The 20,950-nt window shown below is 46.0% G+C and carries 16 protein-coding genes; 15 read left to right on the top strand and 1 reads right to left on the bottom strand.

What is annotated here, in order from left to right; translation table 11 throughout:
• Window positions 1–5: 5 nt before the first annotated feature.
• The 9 genes from BLHYD_RS00360 to feoB all read left to right on the top strand — a co-directional run bounded on the left by BLHYD_RS00360 (window position 6) and on the right by feoB (window position 12,252).
• Window positions 6–422, top strand: coding sequence for an ATP-binding protein (locus BLHYD_RS00360; protein ID WP_005946679.1), 417 nt, complete (start codon window positions 6–8; stop codon window positions 420–422).
• A gap of 400 nt (window positions 423–822) precedes the next feature.
• The gene (locus BLHYD_RS00365) at window positions 823–960 is read left to right on the top strand and encodes a hypothetical protein (protein WP_005946681.1); all 138 of its coding nucleotides are present in this window, start codon (window positions 823–825) and stop codon (window positions 958–960) included.
• Window positions 961–1,007: 47 nt separating this feature from the next.
• On the top strand, window positions 1,008–2,537 hold the full coding sequence (locus BLHYD_RS00370; protein WP_005946682.1) for a PP2C family protein-serine/threonine phosphatase: 1,530 nt from the start codon (window positions 1,008–1,010) through the stop codon (window positions 2,535–2,537).
• Between the two features lie 13 nt (window positions 2,538–2,550).
• Window positions 2,551–3,066 (top strand): RNA polymerase sigma factor, encoded by a 516-nt coding sequence (locus BLHYD_RS00375; RefSeq protein ID WP_005946683.1) that lies wholly within the window; start codon window positions 2,551–2,553, stop codon window positions 3,064–3,066.
• Complete coding sequence (locus tag BLHYD_RS00380; protein WP_005946684.1) at window positions 3,059–4,993, top strand: NHLP bacteriocin system secretion protein; 1,935 nt, start codon at window positions 3,059–3,061, stop codon at window positions 4,991–4,993. The genes BLHYD_RS00375 and BLHYD_RS00380 overlap by 8 nt, the downstream gene beginning before the upstream one ends.
• Window position 4,994: 1 nt before the next feature.
• Window positions 4,995–7,142 (top strand): NHLP family bacteriocin export ABC transporter peptidase/permease/ATPase subunit, encoded by a 2,148-nt coding sequence (locus BLHYD_RS00385; protein WP_005946685.1) that lies wholly within the window; start codon window positions 4,995–4,997, stop codon window positions 7,140–7,142.
• Window positions 7,143–7,153: 11 nt separating this feature from the next.
• Complete coding sequence (locus BLHYD_RS00390; protein WP_005946686.1) at window positions 7,154–9,703, top strand: NHLP bacteriocin export ABC transporter permease/ATPase subunit; 2,550 nt, start codon at window positions 7,154–7,156, stop codon at window positions 9,701–9,703.
• A gap of 33 nt (window positions 9,704–9,736) precedes the next feature.
• Entirely contained in the window at window positions 9,737–9,886 is a 150-nt protein-coding gene (locus tag BLHYD_RS00395) for a hypothetical protein (RefSeq protein WP_005946687.1), read from the top strand.
• A gap of 35 nt (window positions 9,887–9,921) precedes the next feature.
• A complete protein-coding gene (gene feoB, locus BLHYD_RS00400; RefSeq protein ID WP_040350487.1) occupies window positions 9,922–12,252 on the top strand; it encodes a ferrous iron transport protein B in 2,331 nt (776 codons plus the stop codon).
• A 393-nt stretch (window positions 12,253–12,645) separates the two neighbouring features.
• Here feoB and BLHYD_RS00405 read toward each other — a convergent pair whose 3' ends face one another.
• Window positions 12,646–13,668 (bottom strand): hypothetical protein, encoded by a 1,023-nt coding sequence (locus tag BLHYD_RS00405; RefSeq protein WP_005946690.1) that lies wholly within the window; start codon window positions 13,666–13,668, stop codon window positions 12,646–12,648.
• Between the two features lie 289 nt (window positions 13,669–13,957).
• On the opposite strand from BLHYD_RS00405, the gene BLHYD_RS00410 reads away from it, so the two are divergent.
• From BLHYD_RS00410 to BLHYD_RS00435, 6 genes are all read left to right on the top strand, one after another.
• Window positions 13,958–15,412 carry an alanine/glycine:cation symporter family protein gene (locus tag BLHYD_RS00410; protein ID WP_005946693.1) on the top strand — a complete coding sequence of 485 codons (1,455 nt, stop codon included), beginning with the start codon at window positions 13,958–13,960 and terminating at the stop codon, window positions 15,410–15,412.
• A gap of 40 nt (window positions 15,413–15,452) precedes the next feature.
• Entirely contained in the window at window positions 15,453–16,709 is a 1,257-nt protein-coding gene (locus BLHYD_RS00415; protein ID WP_005946694.1) for a serine hydroxymethyltransferase, read from the top strand.
• A 681-nt stretch (window positions 16,710–17,390) separates the two neighbouring features.
• Window positions 17,391–18,299, top strand: a complete 909-nt coding sequence (locus BLHYD_RS00420) for a DUF6017 domain-containing protein (RefSeq protein WP_196905155.1) — start codon at window positions 17,391–17,393, stop codon at window positions 18,297–18,299.
• Window positions 18,300–18,400: 101 nt separating this feature from the next.
• Window positions 18,401–18,613 (top strand): DUF5348 domain-containing protein, encoded by a 213-nt coding sequence (locus BLHYD_RS00425; RefSeq protein WP_003819042.1) that lies wholly within the window; start codon window positions 18,401–18,403, stop codon window positions 18,611–18,613.
• A 42-nt stretch (window positions 18,614–18,655) separates the two neighbouring features.
• On the top strand, window positions 18,656–19,132 hold the full coding sequence (locus BLHYD_RS00430) for a PcfB family protein (RefSeq protein WP_003819038.1): 477 nt from the start codon (window positions 18,656–18,658) through the stop codon (window positions 19,130–19,132).
• On the top strand, window positions 19,129–20,934 hold the full coding sequence (locus BLHYD_RS00435) for a VirD4-like conjugal transfer protein, CD1115 family (protein ID WP_005946701.1): 1,806 nt from the start codon (window positions 19,129–19,131) through the stop codon (window positions 20,932–20,934). Before BLHYD_RS00430 ends, BLHYD_RS00435 begins: the two co-directional genes overlap by 4 nt.
• The last annotated feature ends 16 nt before the right edge of the window (window positions 20,935–20,950 follow it).

Genomic DNA, 20,950 nt, shown 5'->3' on the forward strand with positions numbered 1-20,950 from the left:
AAAGGATGAGAGAATGGACAATTCCTGCCACGAAAGAGGCGGTGGCAGCTGTAATGCATAGCCTTGAAAGAGAAATGGAAGCAAATGAGTGTTCAGAAAAAAAGAGAAGACAGCTGAATATAGCGTTGGAAGAGCTGATGGTCAATATTGTAAATTATGCCTATGGGGAAGAGCACGGAATAATCAGGATTTCCTATGAGTTCTGGAAGACAGAAGGAGGCGTCTGTCTGAAACTGATCTGTGCAGATCATGGAAAGAGCTATAATCCGCTGAAGAAAAAAGAGCCGGATGTTTCCCTGCCGGCAGAAAAAAGAAAGGCGGGAGGACTGGGGATTTTTATGATGAAAAAACTGGTAGATTCCATAGAGTATGAAAGGGTAGGAGGGGAGAACCAGATTACAATCATAAAACAAATGAATTGATAAAGGATACGCGCAGCAGTTCAGGTATACGCCATTTAGCGGCTGCCTGAATTGCTGTGGTCATGTGCTGTCAGTCTGATTTCACGCTTGTAAGGAAAAATTAGGTATGCTATAATAATAATGAAATTTCAGGGCAGAAAACTGTTATAAAAAAGGATTGACAAAAATGGCTGGAAATCGTTATACTCGCGACAGACAGACAGACAGACAGACAGACAGACAGACAGACAGACAGACAGACAGACAGACAGACAGACAGACAGACAGATAGTTAAAAGTCTGTCTTTTTGGCATAGAAACACTTATAAGGGCACTGCGATGTCAATAGGGCATTGCAGTGTCCTTTTTGTGTGCGCGTCTGACGGCGCAGATAGATTTTTAAGGGAAGGGTGGTGAAAAAATGAAGAAAGAATGGAAGACAGACGCTGAGAAAAAGCTTCGGAAAGAAAAGAAGACAGATAGAGAAATCACTCCGGAAGAGATGGAAAAAGTATCTGGTGGAGCGAGTCGCTATCAGCATCGCAGGCCTGTACGCTAAAAAAGGAGCCGCTTCGGCGGCTCAAATAAAGGAGACAGAGAAAAAATATGGATGGGCATGTAATCCGGGAATGTCTTTATATGGGAATCATGTATCTGCAGATTATAATATTTATGGCGTTTATGATTTCTAAGACGTTGGAACTTGAGAAGACGCAGAGAACTGCCGTTGTGTACTGGGGAGTAGCGGGGCTGTCCGCTTTTTTGTTCGGAATGGGAATTCAGTATGCGGCGCAGCAGATGATTGCATTTTTAGATCAGAAAGCATTTCAGAGTGAAGGCGGAGCCATCGTGCAGATGTACTACAGCGGCGTAACTCTTGTCCATGTGGTTCAAAATATGATGCCGGCCCTGATCGCCACTGCTTTTGTTTTGGTTATTTATCGGGGAAAAAGAAGTACAAAGGTATTCGTATCGCTGTTGTTTATGTTGGTGGTGGCCGTAACCTTTCAGTTTTTTTCAGAAATTACTTATATTTTCTTTTCCGATGGCGATAACGGTTATTTGCGGAATCAGCCGGTGCCTATTGTGAGAAGTCTGATAGATTTTGGATGGCTTTTTTGTATTATCTGTATCTATAGAAAATTTCTAGAAACTTCATTGAAAAATATTTTGGAGACCGCCAGAGAACAGATTGTACATATTATTACGATTTCCTGTCTCGCCTACATAGCATTTGAGGTTGTGAAAGGGACTTTGGATACTTATGGAATTACACTAATGGCTGTAGACCCTGGAAATTTTTTGATTGCAGTTACAATCATTACTGCGCTGATTCTTATTTACATTTTAATATATTGGTCCATCTTCAAGGTGGTGACCGTATCAGCCAGTTCGGCAAAAGTAAAAGCAGAGCTGGATGTGGCGAGCAAAATTCAGTTATCAGCTCTGCCCAATAAATTTCCTGCTTTTCCGGACAGAAAAGAAATAGAAGTTTATGCGGAAATGTTTCCGGCAAAAGAAGTCGGAGGAGATTTCTATGATTTTTTCTTCATTGATGAGGAACATCTGGCAGTTCTGATAGCAGATGTCTCAGGAAAAGGGGTTCCGGCCGCACTGTTTATGATGAGTGGACGGGCGGTCATACGCAATCAGGCGTTTTTAAAGATGAAGCCTGGAGAGATATTGAAGAATGCTAACAATCAGTTAGAAGAGAACAATCATGAAGGTATGTTTATCACGGCTTTTCTCGGTATTCTCAATGTGAATACGGGAGAATTTGAATACAGCAATGCAGGGCATAATGTGCCTTATCTTTGCAAAAAGAGCGGAGAAGTCATTCCAATTCCGGTAAAATCCGGATTTGTTCTGGCGGGAATGCGGAATATACGATATAAAACGGAGAAAATAATTCTGGAAAAACGAGAGAAGTTAATTTTATATACGGATGGGATAACAGAAGCGGAAAATCCTCAAAAAGATATGTATGGAGCAGAACGCCTTATGGAAGCTCTCGGAGACTGTACGGAGAAGACGGTAGATGAAACAGTCAGGAAGATTGTTGTATCGGTTGAAAATTTTGCGCAGGATTCGGAGCAGGCGGACGATATTACTGTTTTGGCGGTGGAAAGACTGTAAAAGGGTAGATAAGATGGAAGATATCCAGTTTGAAAATCTATATAAACAGTATAAAAATAGAATTATTGCTTATATCAGCAAACGGATTTCATCGCAGGAAGATGCGGAAGAATTGACGGGAGATATTTTTTTAAATTTATACAAGAACAGAGGGTCATATGAAAAGGAAAAAAGCAGTATGGAAACATGGATTTTTGCGATTACAAATAACAGATTAAAAAATTATTATAGAGATCGAAAAGATGAAATTTTGACAAATTCTGTAGAAATATATGAGTCTTCTTGTGAGATTAGCGTGGAGAAAGAGGTTTTTCAAAGACAGATGAAGGAAGATATCTCCTGGGCGTTGCAAAGACTGTCAGAGAGAGAAAGAAAAATTCTTGTAAAAAAGTACTATCAGGGAAAGGGGGCAAGAGAAATTGCGGAAGAAATGCAGATCACGGAGGGAAATGTCCGGGTAATTGCCAAGCGTTCCCTGGATAAATTAAAGAGAATTATAAACGAAAGATTAGGAGGCAACAATGTCTGATTTATTTAGAAAGTCAGCGATTGAGAAACTGTCATCACCGGAACAACTGGATAAGGCGATTGTTATTACCCCGCCTTCCTTCTGGATTGCGTTAGCAGGAGGAGTCTTGATTGTTGTTGTAGCTCTGCTGTGGGGGATTTTTGGAAAATTGCCAGTAAAAGTGGAGACGAATGGGATTTATCTGAGCGATGATGGAACGAGGGGAGTTTATTCGGAAGTTTCGGGTGTCGTGACAAAGATGAATGTAGAAGATGGAGATTATGTAAAGAAAGATCAGGTGGTCGCGTATATTGGCGGAGGAGAACTGGCCCAGGAGCAGAAGAATCTTTCCAAAAGGATTTCTTCCGTTCAAGACGTAACCTTGAAGAGTAAAGGGGATAAAGCTACCTCGGACAACAAATCCCTGCTGGATATAAAAAGTGAATTTACGCCCCTTCAGGCCACCTACGAGCAAAGCAAAGAGACTTTTGAAAAGAAGAAAAAAGAATTAGAGAGTCAGAAAAATAAAGTTTCAGAGAAAAAAGCGGAGGCAGACAAATTAAAAGAACAGTACTATGACTCGATCGGAGGAGCCGGCGCTCAGGAACAGTTGGAATACACCGAGGCGCAGGCAGACTTAAGCAGCGCGAAACAATATTATGAAAGCGCCTATTCCCAGTATGAGCAGGCAAGGACGCAAAAAGACGCTGCCGATCAGAGTTACAGCTTAACGGAGCAGAACTATTATATGGTTCAGACCAGTACACAGGCGATTGAGACAAGGCTGAATCAGAAAAAGGCCGAGCTTCAGGGAAAGCAGGAAGAACTGAACAGATTGGTGCAGGCGGGCGCAGAACAAAGCGAGATCGACCGGATGCAGACAGAAATCAATCAGATGGAGACTGAACTAGAAGGAATTCAGGAACAGGCGGATTTCGCTCAGAAGGAATTGGCTGACGCGGCGGAGTCCTATGGACAGGCTCAGATGGAGTTAAGCTCGGCCGAGAGTGTCTATACTGCGGCGGAAGCGGCATACGAGAGATATGGAATGGAATATGAAAATGCGGAAGCGGCCTTCGAACAGGCAAAAGCACAGTATTCAGACATTTTAGCTTCTCAGGAGTTTGCTACGAGAGACCAGACGGCGGCAAACAACGAGTATTCTCAGGCTATGTCAGAGTATTCTACGGAAAAATCCATGTATGAGTCGATGAAACAGGAGGTAGAAAATCTGGAGATCCAGACAAAACAGGCTAAAAAGGAAATGGATATGAAAAGCGCGAGTCTTCAGAATTCTTTCACAGCCACCAAAGAGTCGGTTTTGGACAGCCTGGAAACAGAACTGAAAAAATGTACAGAGAACCTTAAAAAATACGAAATTGTTTCCTCGACAGAAGGAGAAGTGCAGGAACTAGTCGCGGATATGGGAAGTATTGTCGGTGCCGGTTCTGAGATTATCAAAATCAAGCAGAAGGAGGACAGTCAGGAAGTCATCTGCTATATTCCTGTCTCAGAAGGCAAAAAGGTGAAAGCAGGAATGGAAGTTATGGTTTATCCTACGACTGTGAATACACAGGAATATGGCCATATGAGAGGAACAGTCAGGGCAGTCTCAGATTATGTGATTTCTTCTAATGAGATGAAGAAAAAATTAGGAGATGAGACTTTAGTTCAGGCATTTTTGAATACGGGTCCGGTTCTTGAGGTGATTTGTACTTTGCAGGAAGATGACAGCACAGTCAGCGGATACGCATGGTCCAGCAAGAAAGGTGCTGATATTGAAGTAACAGAGGGAACGATGCTGACGGCCAATATTGTAACAGAGGAAAAAGCTCCGATTACGATGCTTTTGCCTTATTTGAAAGAAAAGCTTACGATTAAGGCAGGTTCAGATGCTGACGGAAGTAGCACAGGAAATTTGGCGGCAGAGTCAGGCAAAGAGGTGTGACATGGGGAAACTTTATGCAAAAACGCCGACAATTTATCAGATGGAGGCGACAGAATGCGGAGCAGCGTCCCTAGCGATGATTTTAGCTTATTATGGAAAATATTTACCGTTGGAGCAGATGCGTATAGAAACTGGCGTGTCCAGAGACGGATGCAATGCAAAGAACATCATGCGCGCGGGAAAAAAATTTGGCCTGGAGGTGAAAGGCTACCGCAAGTCCCTGGACAGTTTATTGGAAGTAGAACCTCCATGTATTATACATTGGAATTTTAATCACTTCGTCGTTTTTGAAGGCCATAGAGGGAAATACTATTATATCAACGATCCCGGAATGGGAAGGAGAAAGCTAAGCTACGAGGAACTGGACGCGGCATTCACCGGAATTGTTTTGACTTTTGAGAAAACGGAAAATTTTCAAAAAACGAAAAAGGAGCGGACATTTTTTTCTTTTGTCAAAGAGAGGCTGAAAGGGCAGTATTTGTCTATTCTCGCGCTGGTAAGCATTGGGCTGCTGCTGGTATTTCCGGGGTTGATCATTCCGGTATTTTCTCAGATTTTCATAGATGATATTCTGCTGGGCGGAAATGATAAGTGGACAACTGTATTTTTGTGTATTATGGGATTTACCATGCTGTTTCAGGCGGCGCTTATGTTTTACAGGGGAATTTTGCTTCAGCGCCTTCAAAACAAAATGTCTATGATCTCGGCCCATAAATTTCTGTCACATATGTTTCGGCTCCCCATGGGATTTTTTGACCAGAGATATGCCGGAGATCTGGCAGAGCGTGTGGAAAACAACAATAACGTAAGCGTGTTTTTGGCCGGAGATCTGGCGGAGACGGTACTAAATATCTTTGTGGCGGTGTTTTATCTGGTGCTCTTGCTGTTGTACAGCCCCGTTTTGACTTTGATTGGCATTGTCAGTATTGGAATTAATGTGGTACTGATGAAAGTAAGTTCCAATGCCATTGCGAATTCCACGATGAAAATGCAGCAGGATCAGGGGAAGATGATCGGAGCTGTATTTGCGGGTCTGAATATCACCAGCACGCTGAAAGCGTCGGGAGCGGAGAATGAGTATGTCAGCCGTGTTTTGGGGTATTACGCGAAGACAATTTTGATGGAGCAAAAGCTGGGAAAGCTGCAGCAGATTTTAAACGCGGTTCCGGAGGTGTTTACTGAGATCGCGAATGTTCTGGTTCTGATGTTTGGGGGACTGTTGGTTATCAAAGGAGAGATGACGGCAGGTATGTTGGTGGCTTACACGAGCCTTCTTGCTTCTTTTATCGAGCCTGTAAATAAGCTGGTGGGATTTATTCAGAGAATCCAGACTTTGAAAGCGGATATGAGTCGTGTGGAAGACATTATGAGATATGAACAGGATGGGAAATTTGAGGAGGCGGAAGAAAAAATTCCTATGACGGCGAAACTGACGGGTGAGGTGGAGTTGAGAGATGTTTCATTTGGATATAATATTTTGGAACGTCCGCTGGTGGAAAATTTTAATTTTCATTTGAAAAGTGGGAGCTCCATCGCGTTTGTGGGGAGTTCCGGGTGCGGAAAATCTACTGTGTCAAAGATTGTAAGCGGGTTGTATCTTCCCTGGAGCGGAAATGTTTTTATGGACGGGATGTCTCTGAAACAGATTCCAAAAGAAATTTTAAGCTGCAGCGTATCGACAGTCAGTCAGGATATCACTTTATTTTCCGGAACGATCCGGGATAATTTAACCATGTGGAGCAGCAGTGTCCTGGAAGAGGATATGATCCGGGCGGCAAAGGATGCCTGTATTCATGATATTATCACGAAAAAACCAGGGGCGTATGAGTACGAATTGACGGAAGGCGGTTCTAATTTGTCAGGAGGACAAAGGCAGCGCCTGGAAATTGCCAGAGCTTTGGTGACGAATCCGACGATTTTGATTATGGATGAAGCGACAAGCGCCCTGGATCCTCTGGTTGAGAAAGAGATCGTTGACAATATTAAGAGAAGGGGATGTACCTGTGTGATTGTAGCTCACAGATTGTCAGCGATTCGCGATTGCGATGAAATTATTGTCATGGACAGAGGCAAGATTGTGCAGAGAGGGACACATGAGGAACTGAAAACTCAGGAAGGCCATTACCAAAGATTAATTCAGAATATTTAGGAGGAGACTGTATGGAATCAGTTTATCTAAAAGGCGGAAAAATGTTCCTGACTGATCAGACGGAAATGGCCTTTCGTGTTGACGAGGGACATGTTCTGATTTACATAGTGCCATATGCAGAGGGAAAACCAGGAAGAAGATTTCTGCTGTATGAGGCGGAAGAAGGAGATAAAATACCGGCTTTTGCCTGGGAACATGAGCAACTTGGAATCTGGCGGTTCGGCCTGGTGGCTTTGGAAGAGGCCAGAATTCATCCTTATAAGCCGGAGAATATGGACGAGGAGAAAATGGAATTTGCGAAGCTGATACAGCTTCGCCTTTTCTCAGCGGATGAATTTGAGGAAGAAATAGCAGAACAGTACAATATCAATATTATCAAAGAAGAAGGATATATCTACGCAGCTTCACTGGAACAGGAAAGTACATACGAGAAGGGCCTGCAGATTATTTTGGATATGTTCCGGAAAAAAAGACATAGACAGAATACACCGAAAAGCGGAAACCGGATGTATGACGCCGCGGCCTTTGTCTGTGATTTCATGGGAGTATATATTGCTCCTTTTGAGAAGGTCAAAGAAAGCTGCCGAAAGAAATTCAGCCTTTGGGATATCGGGAGATTATCCCATTTTACCAGCAGAGAAATTGTCTTAGAGGAAAATTGGTATAAGAAGGATTCAGGGCCGATGATTGCGTATACGGCCAAGGGAAGGCTGCCTGTGGCCTGTGTTCCGGCAGGACCGGGCGCCTATACCGCTCATGACGTAACTACGGGAAAAAATTACCGTGTAGATCAGAAATTTGCGGACAGCTTAGAGCCCAAAGCAGATATGATTTACCGGCCGTATCCCAACAAAAAAATCGGATGGAAGGAATTGCTGACTTTCGGGCTGAAAAGTGCCTATGTGAGAGATTTTGTGAATATCGGCATTATGGCGCTTATCGGAACGCTGATAGGGCTGCTGTTACCTATGATAAATGAACAGTTATATGACAAGTTCATACCGATGGCAGACAGCAGCGGGCTGGTGCAGATCTGCATGGTGATTTTGGCGTGTACGGTAGGAAATCTCACATTTACAATTGTGAAAAATTTAGCAACCTTTCGAAGCATGAATGCAATGGAATATGCGGTACAAAGCGCTACCTACGATCGTCTGTTCAATCTTCCGGAAAGCTTTTTCCGGGAATACGAATCCGCAGATTTGGCTTCGAGAGCCATGGGAATCACGACGATCTTTCAAGTTATGGCAGATGTCATGGTGAAAACTCTTCTAAGCGGTGTTTTTTCTTTGCTATATTTATGGAGAATGTTTCAGTATTCTAAAAATCTGGCGAAAGTGTCGATTGTCATGATTTTGGCAGCTATGCTCCTGATTGGTTTTATCGGATACCGGCAGACCCGGTACGAAGGTAAGAAAATGGAAATAGACGGAAAGTTGTCTTCTATTATGTATCAGTTTTTATCGGGAATCGCCAAAATCAGAATTGCAGGGGTGGAAAACCGGGCTCTATATGAATACCTGAAGCCTTATGCGGAATCCAGAAAAATTTACATGAAAAAAGAGAAAATGGGCATTGTAGTGGATAGTCTGATAGCGGCGCTGCAGGTATTTTTTTCTATTGTACTGTATTATATTATGATTCGCAAAAATGTGGGGCTGAGTGTCGGAAGTTTTATGGCGTTTATGACAGCGTTTGGTTCTTTCTCCGGGGCTATGCTGCAGGTAGTTTCCTCTTTTTTGGATGTAAATGCAGTGGTACCTGCGTATCAGCGGTGCAGACCTATTCTGTCTGCTCTACCGGAGTATGAGGAGAACACAGTACTGCCAGGGATTCTTACTGGAGATGTGGAGGTCTCCAACGTAACATTTGCGTATGATAAAGAGTCAGGCCCTGTGCTGAAAGACGTTTCTTTTCATATTAAACCAGGAGAGTATATTGGCGTCGTGGGAGCGTCCGGCTGCGGAAAGTCTACTCTGATGAAGATTCTTCTGGGGTTTGAGCGTCCGCAAAAAGGAAAAGTTTTTTATGACGGAAAAGATATTGACAGTATGGATAAGAGGGAATTGAGAAAAAAATTCGGCGTGGTGCTTCAGGACGGTAATTTGATCTCGGGAAGCATCTATGAGAATATTACAATTACAGCTCCCCATACGACAATGAAGAGAGTACAGCAGGTTATTCAGGAAGTAGGACTGGAAAAAGATATTAAAGATATGCCGATGGGACTTCATACGGTGCTATCTGAGAACAGCGGGACAATCTCGGGCGGACAGCAACAGAGAATTCTGATTGCAAGGGCGATTGTAGGAAAACCGAAGATTTTATTTTTTGACGAAGCGACATCAGCGCTGGACAATGTGACACAATCCATGGTCTGTGAGAGCCTTGCGGGCTTGAAAGCGACGCGCATGGTCATTGCGCATCGTCTCAGTACAGTTATGGATTGTGACAGGATTTTTGTTATGGATCAAGGAGTGATTGTAGAACAGGGAAATTATGAGGAACTCATGCAGAAGAAAGGGGTGTTTTATCAATTAGCAAGCCGTCAGATGGCCTGAGGCAGTTTAGAATAAGATACAGAGCGGATAACTATGAAGAAAAAAGTTATCCGCTTTGTATTTTGTTCGATAAGCCTGGCAGGAAGTTCTTCTGCATTGAATAAACCTCTCTCAGATGATATAATTGGAGCATATTTTGGAAACAGAGCTGTCCTGGCGGAACGGGAAGCTTTTGCAGAATGAAAAGCTTGGATAACGAAAGAGAAAGGGAAGAGGTTATGAGACTAAGTGAGCTTCAGATAGGGAAGACAGCCACGATTCTTTCCGTGGGGGGAAGCGGGGCTTTGCGGCAGCATTTTTTAGATATGGGCTTGATTCAGGGGACAGAGGTCACAGTGATGAAATATGCTCCCATGGGAGACCCCATTGAATTGAGAATCCATGGGTATGAGTTGACTATCCGGCTGGAGGACGCGAAAAATATAGAAATCAGCGAAGCACATCCGCCGGTTTCCTCTGGAATGGATGTCCGCAGCTCAGAGACACCGCATCCAGGATATGGAGAAGGGGGAAAATATCATAACCGGAAGAACGAGAATCCTTTGCCAGAGGATGAAGTACTCACTTTTGCATTGGTGGGAAATCAAAACTGTGGAAAGACGACGCTATTTAACCGGCTGACAGGGGCAAAACAGCATGTGGGAAACTTTCCCGGCGTGACGGTGGACCGGAAAGACGGTGTAATCAGAGGACATAAAAACACTCTGATTACAGATTTGCCGGGTATCTATTCCATGTCTCCATACAGTAATGAAGAGATTGTGACCCGGGAATTCATTCTGAGGGAGAAGCCAAGAGGGATTATAAATATCGTAGACGCGACCAACATCGAGCGAAATATGTATCTGACTATGCAGCTTATGGAGCTGGGATTTCCCATGGTGATCGCGTTGAATATGATGGATGAACTCAGAGAGAATGGGGGGTCTGTTTTAGTAAACGATATGGAAGCTGCCCTTGGTGTCCCTGTGATTCCAATATCTGCGGCGAAGGGAGAGGGCATCGAGGAGTTGATTCAGCATGCGATACATATAGCGAAATATCAAGAAGCGCCGATGTCCATTGATTTTTGTGAAAAAGAAGAAGGGATTCATAGAGGAATACATGCGGTGATGCATCTGATTGAAGATCATGCCAAGAGAAATGGGATTCCCATTCGTTTTGCTGCCAGCAAGATCTTAGAGGGAGATAAAAAGATTTTAGAGCAGCTTCAGCTTACGGAAAACGAACAGGAAACTTTGGAGCATATCGCAAAGCAGACGGAGGAAGAGACAGGGCTGGACCGAGCAGCGGCTATCGCGCAAATGCGTTTCCGGTATATCGAGAGTGTCTGCCAGGCGACGGTAGTAAAGCCCAAGGAAAGCAAGGAACGGGTTCGGAGCAGAAGAATTGACCGGTTTTTAACAGGAAAATATACGGGGATTCCCGCGTTTATCGGAATTATGGGGCTTGTGTTCTGGCTGACCTTTAATGTAATCGGAAGTACTTTACAGGGTATATTGGAGCTGGGAGTTACTTGGCTGACGGAGGCTGTGGACGCTGCGATGGAAACAGCCCATGTGAATCATGCTCTTCACTCCCTGGTGATAGATGGAATTTTTAACGGAGTAGGAAGTGTCCTGAGCTTTTTACCGATTATTGTGACTTTGTTTTTCTTTCTCTCGCTTCTGGAGGACAGCGGTTACATGGCCCGGGTCGCTTTCATCATGGACAAGCTGCTGAGAAAATTGGGGCTTTCCGGCAGGAGCATTGTTCCGATGCTGATTGGATTTGGTTGTACGGTGCCCGGAGTGATGGCAAGCAGAACTCTTCCTTCAGAGAGGGACAGAAAGATGACCATTTTGCTGACCCCGTTTATGAGCTGCACTGCAAAGCTGCCGATTTATGCGTTTTTTACTGCGGCATTCTTTCCGAATTACGCGGCGATTGTGATGATTGGACTCTATTTGTTTGGAATAGCTTCTGGAATATTAATGGCTCTGATTTTCAAGAAAACGAAGTTCAAAGGAAAGGCGGTTCCTTTTGTCATGGAGCTTCCCAACTACAGAATGCCTGGGGCAAAAAATGTGGGGCATTTGCTTTGGGATAAAGCGAAAGATTTCTTACAGAGGGCGTTCACCGTCATTTTTATAGCGACGATTGTCATCTGGTTCCTACAGAATTTCGATATGAGTCTGAATATGGTTTCAGATTCTCAGAACAGTATTCTGGCTGTTGCAGCGGGTATTCTTGCACCGATTTTTATTCCCGTCGGCTTTGGAGATTGGAGGATTGTAACTTCTCTGATCTCTGGATTTTTGGCGAAGGAGAGTGTTGTATCATCCTTGACTGTGCTGTATGGAAGTACCGGATTGCTTCAGAATAGCTTGGCTGTGCCGGGCGCTGTTTCACTGTTGGTCTTCTGTCTGTTGTATACTCCGTGTGTGGCGGCAATTGCATCTGTGCGAAGAGAACTTGGAGGCAAGTGGGCGGCCGCTATGGTGTTTGGACAGTGTGCGGTAGCGTGGATTGCATCGTTTTTGATTTATCATATTGGGATTTTATTTTGAGTTTAGTTTATAAAAAATGAGATATTCCGTGCCATGCGTGGAATATCTCATTTTTTTATGTAATAGGAAAGCCTTTTCCTATTACATAAACGCTCCGCTAAGGATACGCACGCCGCAAGGCGGCGCGCAAAGTGGGATGTGCCCCTTAAAGACTGAGGGGATGGGGTACTGAAGTGGGTCTGCCCACTTTGTTCAATAGAAAAGATCTCATTATGGCGGTGTATATTTCGGATTTCAGTTTAGAACTTTTATATCGCTGGTACCTGGCTGCCCTACCGGCAGTGAAGTATCGCTGGGCCAGTAGGTTTGGTTTGGATCAATGCTGAATGTCAAGTGCTGTCCGTTGTATTGACTTAGACCTTCGCTGTTGAAAATACGGATCATGGAAACTTCTCAGCTCCGTGTTCCCGGGTCGCCGCCAGATCTCAGGTCCATAACCTGCGGCGTATCTAGCACAATCAGATGGTAGCTCATACCTGTGGATGAGCCGCCGTTGGGGTCCGGCGTTCCCTGTAGAGCAATCACCTGGTCGTAGCTGTAGTTGTCAATAGTACCTTGAAAGACAATTCTTCCGCTGTCTTCGGGAAGGGCAGCTTCTTCTGGCGCTTCACTGCTTTCCAACGCAGTTCCCTCTGAGCTGTTTTCAGTATTATTGGAGGCTTCGGTTGAATTGGAGGTAACGGCCGTCCAGTTGTCAAGGGCATCGGTATTGCTGACGTCGTTCCAGTTGATCGTTTCGCTGTTTAAAGCTTCGGGAACTGAATCTCCGAGACGGCCATTCCATTCTGGCGATGTACTGATAGAACCGCCTTCTAATGTGACGCGGGAAACTGACATGTCTCCGGTTCCGCTGGAAACTTCAGTGAGTGATAATCCATTACCATCTCTCATGATGCCTAAGCTGCCGCGGAAACCGCCCACTCCAGCAGTGCCTTCCGTAATGGTTTCTGAGGGCTGGGACATAGTCTGGTCGTCAGGGTTGTACTGAAACACACGTATGAAATACAGTCCATTTTGGGTTTCCTGAGATAAGAGAAGTGCAGGAATTGGATTGTCGCTTTGCATCTGTACAAGGGCATATTTGTAATTTCCCGTGGGGATGTTGCTTCCTGTGGAATCATATGGATAAGAATCCGCCTGACTGAGAATGATCTTATACTGTTCTAGCACCTGGCTATCGGTCTGTGAGTTTTCTGCCTTAATAGACTGCACTTCATCAGAGGATTTTTCTTCTGATTGTCCGTCATCGGGTGTTGGAGTCTCAGAAATTTCAGTGTTCGCAGACGCGCTGGTTTGGGACTCCGATTTTACTTCGGGTGTGTCTGCTGATGAGCTGTCTGTGTCTTTACATCCCAAAAAGCTTAAACTGACCGTGCATATGATTGTGGATATGCATATAAATTTTTTAAACTTCATTTTACGGTTCCTCCTGGTTATTATAAAAATCTTCGTTTATTATACCAAAATGTTGTCGGTGTTCGTAATTTTCATTTATAGAAGATTTTGGATTTTGAGGTTTGTCATGTCTGGATAAAAAGTAATTATGATAAAGCGTGTTTCCTCATACAGAGAAAAATCAAAATTGATAAAAAGAGAGTCAAGATCAGTAATAGTAAATAAGCAACAGATTTGGGATAATACATTCATAAAAGTTGTGCACAATGAATAATCAAGAATATAAGAAATAACCAAGAAGGAGAAAAAAATGGAATTTTTCAACAATGCGATAACACAGGTAAATTCCATTGTCTGGAGTAACGTACTGGTTGTGATTTGTCTGGTGGCGGGGGTATATTTTTCTATCAGACTGAAGTTTCCGCAGATTCGACTGTTCAAGGATATGATACATTTGCTGGTGAAAGCAGACCCTGACAGCAAAAGCGGAATTACACCATTCCAGGCATTTGCCACGACAGTTGGTTCTCGTGTGGGAATGGGAAGTGTGGCCGGAGTTGCCACAGGGATCTACTTTGGAGGGCCAGGTGCGGTATTTTGGATGTGGGTTTTGGGACTATTAGGAGCGGCTACAGCACTCATGGAGTCCACACTTGCACAGGCTTATAAGACTAAAATTAATGGAGAGTATATTGGAGGTCCTGCGCTGTTTATAGAGAGAGGACTGAAGATTAAGCCATATGCGGTTTTGTTTGCATTGGCTACAATATTAGGACCTGGAATTTTAATGCCGGGGCTGCACGCCAATTCTGTGGCGAGCACATTCCAGAGATCTTTTGGCACAGGAATGATTACAGGAGGCGTGATCTTATGTGTGTTTCTGGCTATTGTAGTATTCGGTGGCGTGAAAAGAATCGGTAAGTTTGCTGAGAAGGCAGCTCCGATCATGTGTTTGGTCTACATGTTGATGGCGATCGGAATTGTTGTGATTTATTTCAAAAATATTCCGGGTGTAATCGGCCAGATCTTCGGTTCCGCGTTCGGGGTGGATGCGGTGTTTGGAGGAATCGTAGGTTCCGCGATTGCGTGGGGAGTAAAAAGGGGTGTGTACTCCACAGAGGCAGGCCAAGGTTCTGGTGCGATTGTATCTGCGGCCGCTGAGGTGACGCATCCGGCAAAACAGGGACTGGTACAGGCGTTGTCCGTATATATTGTTTCTTTTATTGTTTGTACTTCCACAGCTATTATTTTGCTCTTGAGCAATTCCTATAATGTCATCAATGAAACGACGGGGAAAATGATTGTTGAGTATCTGCCAGGGAGTCAGTATGGTGTAGGTTGGTCACAGGATATTCTGGAAGCCACCTATGGTTCTCTTTTGGGCGGTAAGCTGTTTGCGATTATCATTGTATTGTTTGTGTTCACGAGCCTGATTGGGTATGAATACCAGGCTGAGAGCAATGTGAATTACCTGTTTAAAGGGAAAAAGACAGCAGTCTGGGTAATTCGTACAATCTTTATTCTGTCCACTTTCTCAGGTGTTTTGGTCAACGCAGATATTATCTGGACGATGGGAGATACAGGAGCAGGTATTATGACCTGGCTGAATATTATCGCAGTTGCGCTGATGTCGAAGCAGGCTTTTGCGATATTTAAAGATTATGAGGAACAGAAAAAACAGGGAAAAGATCCTGTCTTTCATCCAGAGCAATTTGGAATTGACGATCCGGAAGGAATCTGGGCGATCGAAGAAAAACGTAATTAAATTACATATATAGTGAGAAATTTGAAAGGAGATTTTTAACATGTTAAAGGTAACAAGAGCTACAGATCCAGTTTTGGCGGGATTAGTGGACGAGGAATTAAAACGTCAGGAACATAATATTGAAATGATCGCTTCTGAGAGTACGGCGCCGTTGGCAGTTATGGAGCTGACCGGAAGCGTGTTTACCAATAAAACACTGGAAGGCTATCCGGGAAAGAGATTCCAGGCAGGCTCTCATATTGCGGATAAAGTGGAAGAATTGGCCTGCGAGAGAGCGAGAGAGCTGTTTGGAGCAGACCATGTGAACATTCAGTCTTATTCCGGTTCCACCGCAAACTACAGTGTGTTTGCATCTATTCTGGAGCCAGGAGACAAAGTGTTGAGTATGAGACTAGACCAGGGAGGCCATTTGACTCATGGTTCACCTGCTAACTGGGTAAGTAAGATTTATCACTTTGAATTCTATGCGATGAACTCGGAGACAGAGTTGATTGATTACGACGCACTGGAGGAGAAAGCAAAAGAATACCGCCCGAAATTAATTATCGCAGGGGCTAGTTCTTATTCCAGACTGATCGACTATGAGAGAATCGCGAAAGTAGCAAAAGAGGTAGGGGCTTATTTCATGGTAGATATGGCTCATGTGGCTGGACTGGTGGCAGCAAAAGTAATTCCAAGTCCGATTCCGTATGCTGATTTTGTGACTTCTTCTACCACAAAGACTTTCTGTAGTGCGAGAAGTGGTATGGTATTCTGTAAAGCGGAGCATGCAAAGCTTCTGGATAAAGGAACCTTTCCGGGAGCTCTGGGTTCCATTCAGTTACATACCATGGCGGCTAAAGCATGGTCCTTTCAATATGCTGCGTCTGATGAATTTAAAGCGATTATGGAGCAGGTAGTGAAAAATGCGAAATGCTTGGCAGAAGAGCTGACAAACTATGGATTCCGAATTGTGAGTGGCGGAACAGACAATCATCTTCTGGTGGCTGATCTGAGAGGAAAACACATCACAGGAAAAGCATTCCAGAACGCGCTGGACGCTGTGGGAATCACTGTAAATAAGAATATGATTCCGTTTGACCCAGAGAAACCATTTGTGACCAGCGGTGTCCGTATTGGATTGACAGCAGTTACACAGAGAGGATTAAAAGAGCCAGAGATCAAAGAGATCGCGGCAATCATGAATAAAGTTGCAGACGCGCCGGAAGATCAGGAAAATCTTGCGGCCTGCAAAGCACAGGCAGAGGCTCTGATTGCGAAGTTCCCACTGTATCCGGCAGGAGCCTTTGAAGACTGATAAAAGAAGATAGGCAATCGGTAATGTTTTATGCCATGTCCCTCCGAACGTGAGCGATTGTCTTGCAACAAATCATAAAGAGCTGCCAAATGAATGGCGGCTTTTTATGAATACTAAAGCAAGTGAACAAGTTGTAAAGATAGAAGAACAAAATTTGACAAGAACCGTGGATTCTTTTATCTTTATTAAATAACAACTCTGATTATCTCCAAAAAGCCCGGAAATACGGGCATTTCACGGGATATAAGAACTGAATTTACTACCGATTTACTACTTTCGGATTGAGCTTTGACACGCTTCTGCCTCCCGTGAAGCCCACCGCCCAAATAGTGACACATCGAAAATCGAATACGACACCGCAGACGGCGGCGTTCTCTTTTCCCCTTTGGGGAGATCAGGACGCCGCTTTTTTTGCGCCCAAAACCAGAAAGGAGGCGACCGCCTATGTACTTTACTTCCGGCAGCGACCGGGCCTTTGAACAGCTCATGCAGACGAGGCCGGGCGCAGATCATTTTGACAGCGGCGAGGCCGGAGCGCCGGAGGACTGCGGCACCTGCCGTTTCTACCGCCCGCACTGGAAGTACCAGTTTTGTGTGTATGAGGAATGTCCCTACCAGCCGGGCAAGCTCACCGCCCTTGACGGCGCGGTGAAATTTCAAGTGAAAGGAGTGGACGACGAGATGGCAGTTTTTCGAGTGGAGAAAAACCGGGGCTACACGGTGATGTCCAACCACCACCTGCGGAACAAGGACTTGTCCCTGAAAGCCAAGGGGCTGCTGTCGCAAATGCTGTCCTTGCCGGAGGATTGGGACTTTACGCTGAAAGGCTTGTCCCTTATCAACCGGGAGCAGATCGACGCGATCCGGGCGGCTGTCCGAGAGCTGGAACAGGCGGGCTATATCGTGCGTTCCCGTGAGCGTGACAGCCAAGGCCGCCTGCGCGGGGCGGATTACATCATTTACGAACAGCCCCAGCCTGTGCCGGATTCACCTACATTGGAAAATCCAACATTGGATAATCCAACGCAGGAAAAGCCTACGCAGGAAAAACCAACGCAATTAAATAAAGATAGATCAAGTAAAGAGAAATCAATTACAGATGGATCAAATACCGATTCCATTCCTATCCTTTCCCCTCCCTCTCCTTTGGGGGAAGAAGCGGCTGCGCCGCCGGAACGGAAAGGAACGGGAGCGAAATCACAGAGCGCCGTAGAGATTTATCGGGAGATCATCAAGGACAACATCGAGTATGAACACCTTTGCCAGTACGCCAAGGGGATTGACCGGGATATGCTGGACGAGATCGTGGACTTGCTGGTGGAAACCGTATGCAGCGCCCGAAAGACCATCCGCATTGCCGGGGACGATTACCCCGCCGAGCTGGTGAAATCCAAGCTGATGAAGCTGAACAGTTCTCACATTGAGTTTGTCTTTGACTGTATCAGCAAAAACACCACGGAAATACGGAACATCAAAAAATACCTGCTGGCGGTTCTGTTCAACGCCCCAAGTACCATCAACGGCTATTACACGGCGCTGGTGGCCCATGACATGAACACAGGCAGTTGGGGAACCCCGCAAAATCGGTGATTTTGTGGGGAGAGGAGAAACAGCGAAATGAGCGAGCTTTTCACGCTTGCGTGGAAACAAGCGATATGGAGCTTGTGACGACGAGAAAGGAGGACGGCCCTATGAAACAGGGTGCTTTGATTTTTGACGAGCAGACAGACCGCTACGACATCCGCTTTGACCTTGCGGACTATTACGGCGGCCTGCACTGCGGAGAAACTTTTGATGTGATGGTGGGCGGCAGATGGAGGCCGACCCGCATTGAAATGGCCGAGAACTGGTATCTGGTGGGAATCCATGCCGACGATCTCTCCGGCCTGCGGGTGCGGATTTAAGCCATCCGCCTGCCTGCTGACTTTCCAAAGGAGGGATAGCAGTTGCAGGAAGAAGTAGACCAGAAAACCATAGCGTTAGCGGTTAAGACGGGCAAGCTCACCGCCCAAGTGCTGCAAGCGGCCATCCGAAAATATCTGGCCGCCCGGCAGAAAGGGACGGGCAAGGCCCATCACGGCCAGCAGAGCTTACGGCAGCTCAAAAAGGACGGTTCCGCCCTGTCCAACATTGAGATCACCGACGCCAACATTGGCTTATTTAAGCCCTGCGCCAAGAAATACGACATTGATTTTACCCTGCGGAAAGACCGCACCACCCATCCGCCCCGGTATATCGTGATCTTCAAATCCAAGCAGGCGGACAATCTGGAACAGGCGTTTAAGGAGTTTACGGCCAAGAAGCTCCAACAGCAGGAACGCCCCTCCATCCGAAAAACCCTTGCCGTCCTGAAAGAAAAGGCAGCGGCCAGAAGCAGCCAGCAGGCCAAGGAGAAAATCAAGGAAAGGGGGCTGTCACGATGAAGCCGGAAATGAAAAAGCTGATAATCGCCAACCTGCCCTACCTGCTGTTCGTTTACCTGTTCGGCAAGCTGAGACAGACCTACCGGCTGGCGGCTGGGGCGGACTTGTCGGAGAAACTGCTGCACCTTGCGGACGGCTTTTCCCTTGCCTTTGAAAGCGCCGCCCCCAGCTTCCACCTGTTCGATCTGGCGGTGGGTGTGGCCGGTGCGGTGGCACTGCGGCTGATGGTGTACTGCAAGAGCAAGAACGCCAAGAAATACCGCCGGGGCGTCGAGTACGGCAGCGCCCGTTGGGGCGGGCCGAAAGATATAGCCCCGTACATCGACCCGGTGTTTGACAACAACATCCTCCTGACCCAGACGGAACGCCTCACCATGAACAACCGGCCCAAAGACCCCAAGACCGCCCGGAATAAAAATGTGCTGGTGATCGGCGGTTCCGGCAGCGGCAAGACCCGGTTCTTTGTGAAGCCCAACCTCATGCAGTGCGTGTCCAAAGACTACCCGACCTCATTCGTGATTACTGACCCGAAAGGAAGTCTGATCGGCGAGGTGGGCCAGCTCCTTGTGCGGTGCGGCTACCGGGTAAAGGTGCTGAATACCATTAACTTTTCCAAGAGTATGCGCTACAACCCGTTTCGCTACATCCATTCGGAAAAGGACATTTTGAAGCTGGTAAACACGCTGATCTGCAACACCAAGGGCGAGGGCGAAAAGAGCGCCGAGGATTTTTGGATCAAATCGGAACGCCTGCTGTATTCGGCCCTCATTGGCTATATCTGGTACGAAGCGCCGGACGATGAAATGAATTTCACCACGCTTCTTGAAATGATAAACGCCAGCGAAGCCCGCGAGGACGACCCGGAATTTCAATCCCCGGTAGACCAGATGTTTGAACGGCTGGAAGAAAAAGACCCGGAACACTTTGCGGTGCGCCAGTACCGTAAATTCCTGCTGTCGGCAGGCAAGACCCGCAGCTCCATTTTGATAAGCTGCGGAGCCAGATTAGCGCCCTTTGACATCCGGGAGGTGCGGGAGCTGATGGAGGACGACGAACTGGAACTTGATACCATCGGGGATAAAAAAACAGCCCTGTTCCTGATTATGTCGGACACGGACACGACCTTTAATTTCATTCTGGCAATGGTGCAAAGCCAGCTTATCAACCTTTTGTGTGACCGGGCCGATGACAAATATGGCGGGCGGCTGCCCGTCCATGTGCGGCTGATTCTGGACGAGTTCGCCAACATCGGCCAGATTCCAAACTTTGACAAGCTGATCGCCACCATCCGAAGCCGGGAAATCTCGGCTTCTATTATTTTGCAGAGCCAGTCGCAGCTAAAGGCCATTTACAAGGACGCGGCGGAAATCATTTCCGACAACTGCGACTGTACGCTGTTCCTTAGTGGCAGGGGCAAGAACGCCAAGGAGATCGCGGAGGTGCTGGGCAAGGAAACCATTGACAGCTATAACCAGAGCGAGAACCGGGGCGCGCAGACCTCCCACGGACTGAACTACCAGAAACTCGGAAAGGAGCTGATGAGCCAAGACGAAATTGCAACGATGGATGGAGGTAAGTGTATTTTGCAGGTGCGCGGCGTGAGGCCGTTTTTCAGTGAGAAATACGACATCACCCGCCACCCCCGCTATCAATACCTCTCGGACGCTGACAAAAAGAATACCTTTGATGTGGACAGCTACCTGTCGTCCCTGCGCCGGAAAAAGCGGCGCGTGATAACGGAGGACGAACCCTTTGACCTCTACGACATTGAGCTGTCGGAGGAAGATTTTGCCGCGGAATAAAGCGGCCACAAAGAAA

The sequence above is a fragment of the Blautia hydrogenotrophica DSM 10507 genome (assembly GCF_034356035.1).
GTDB classification, from domain to species: Bacteria; Bacillota; Clostridia; order Lachnospirales; family Lachnospiraceae; genus Blautia_A; species Blautia_A hydrogenotrophica.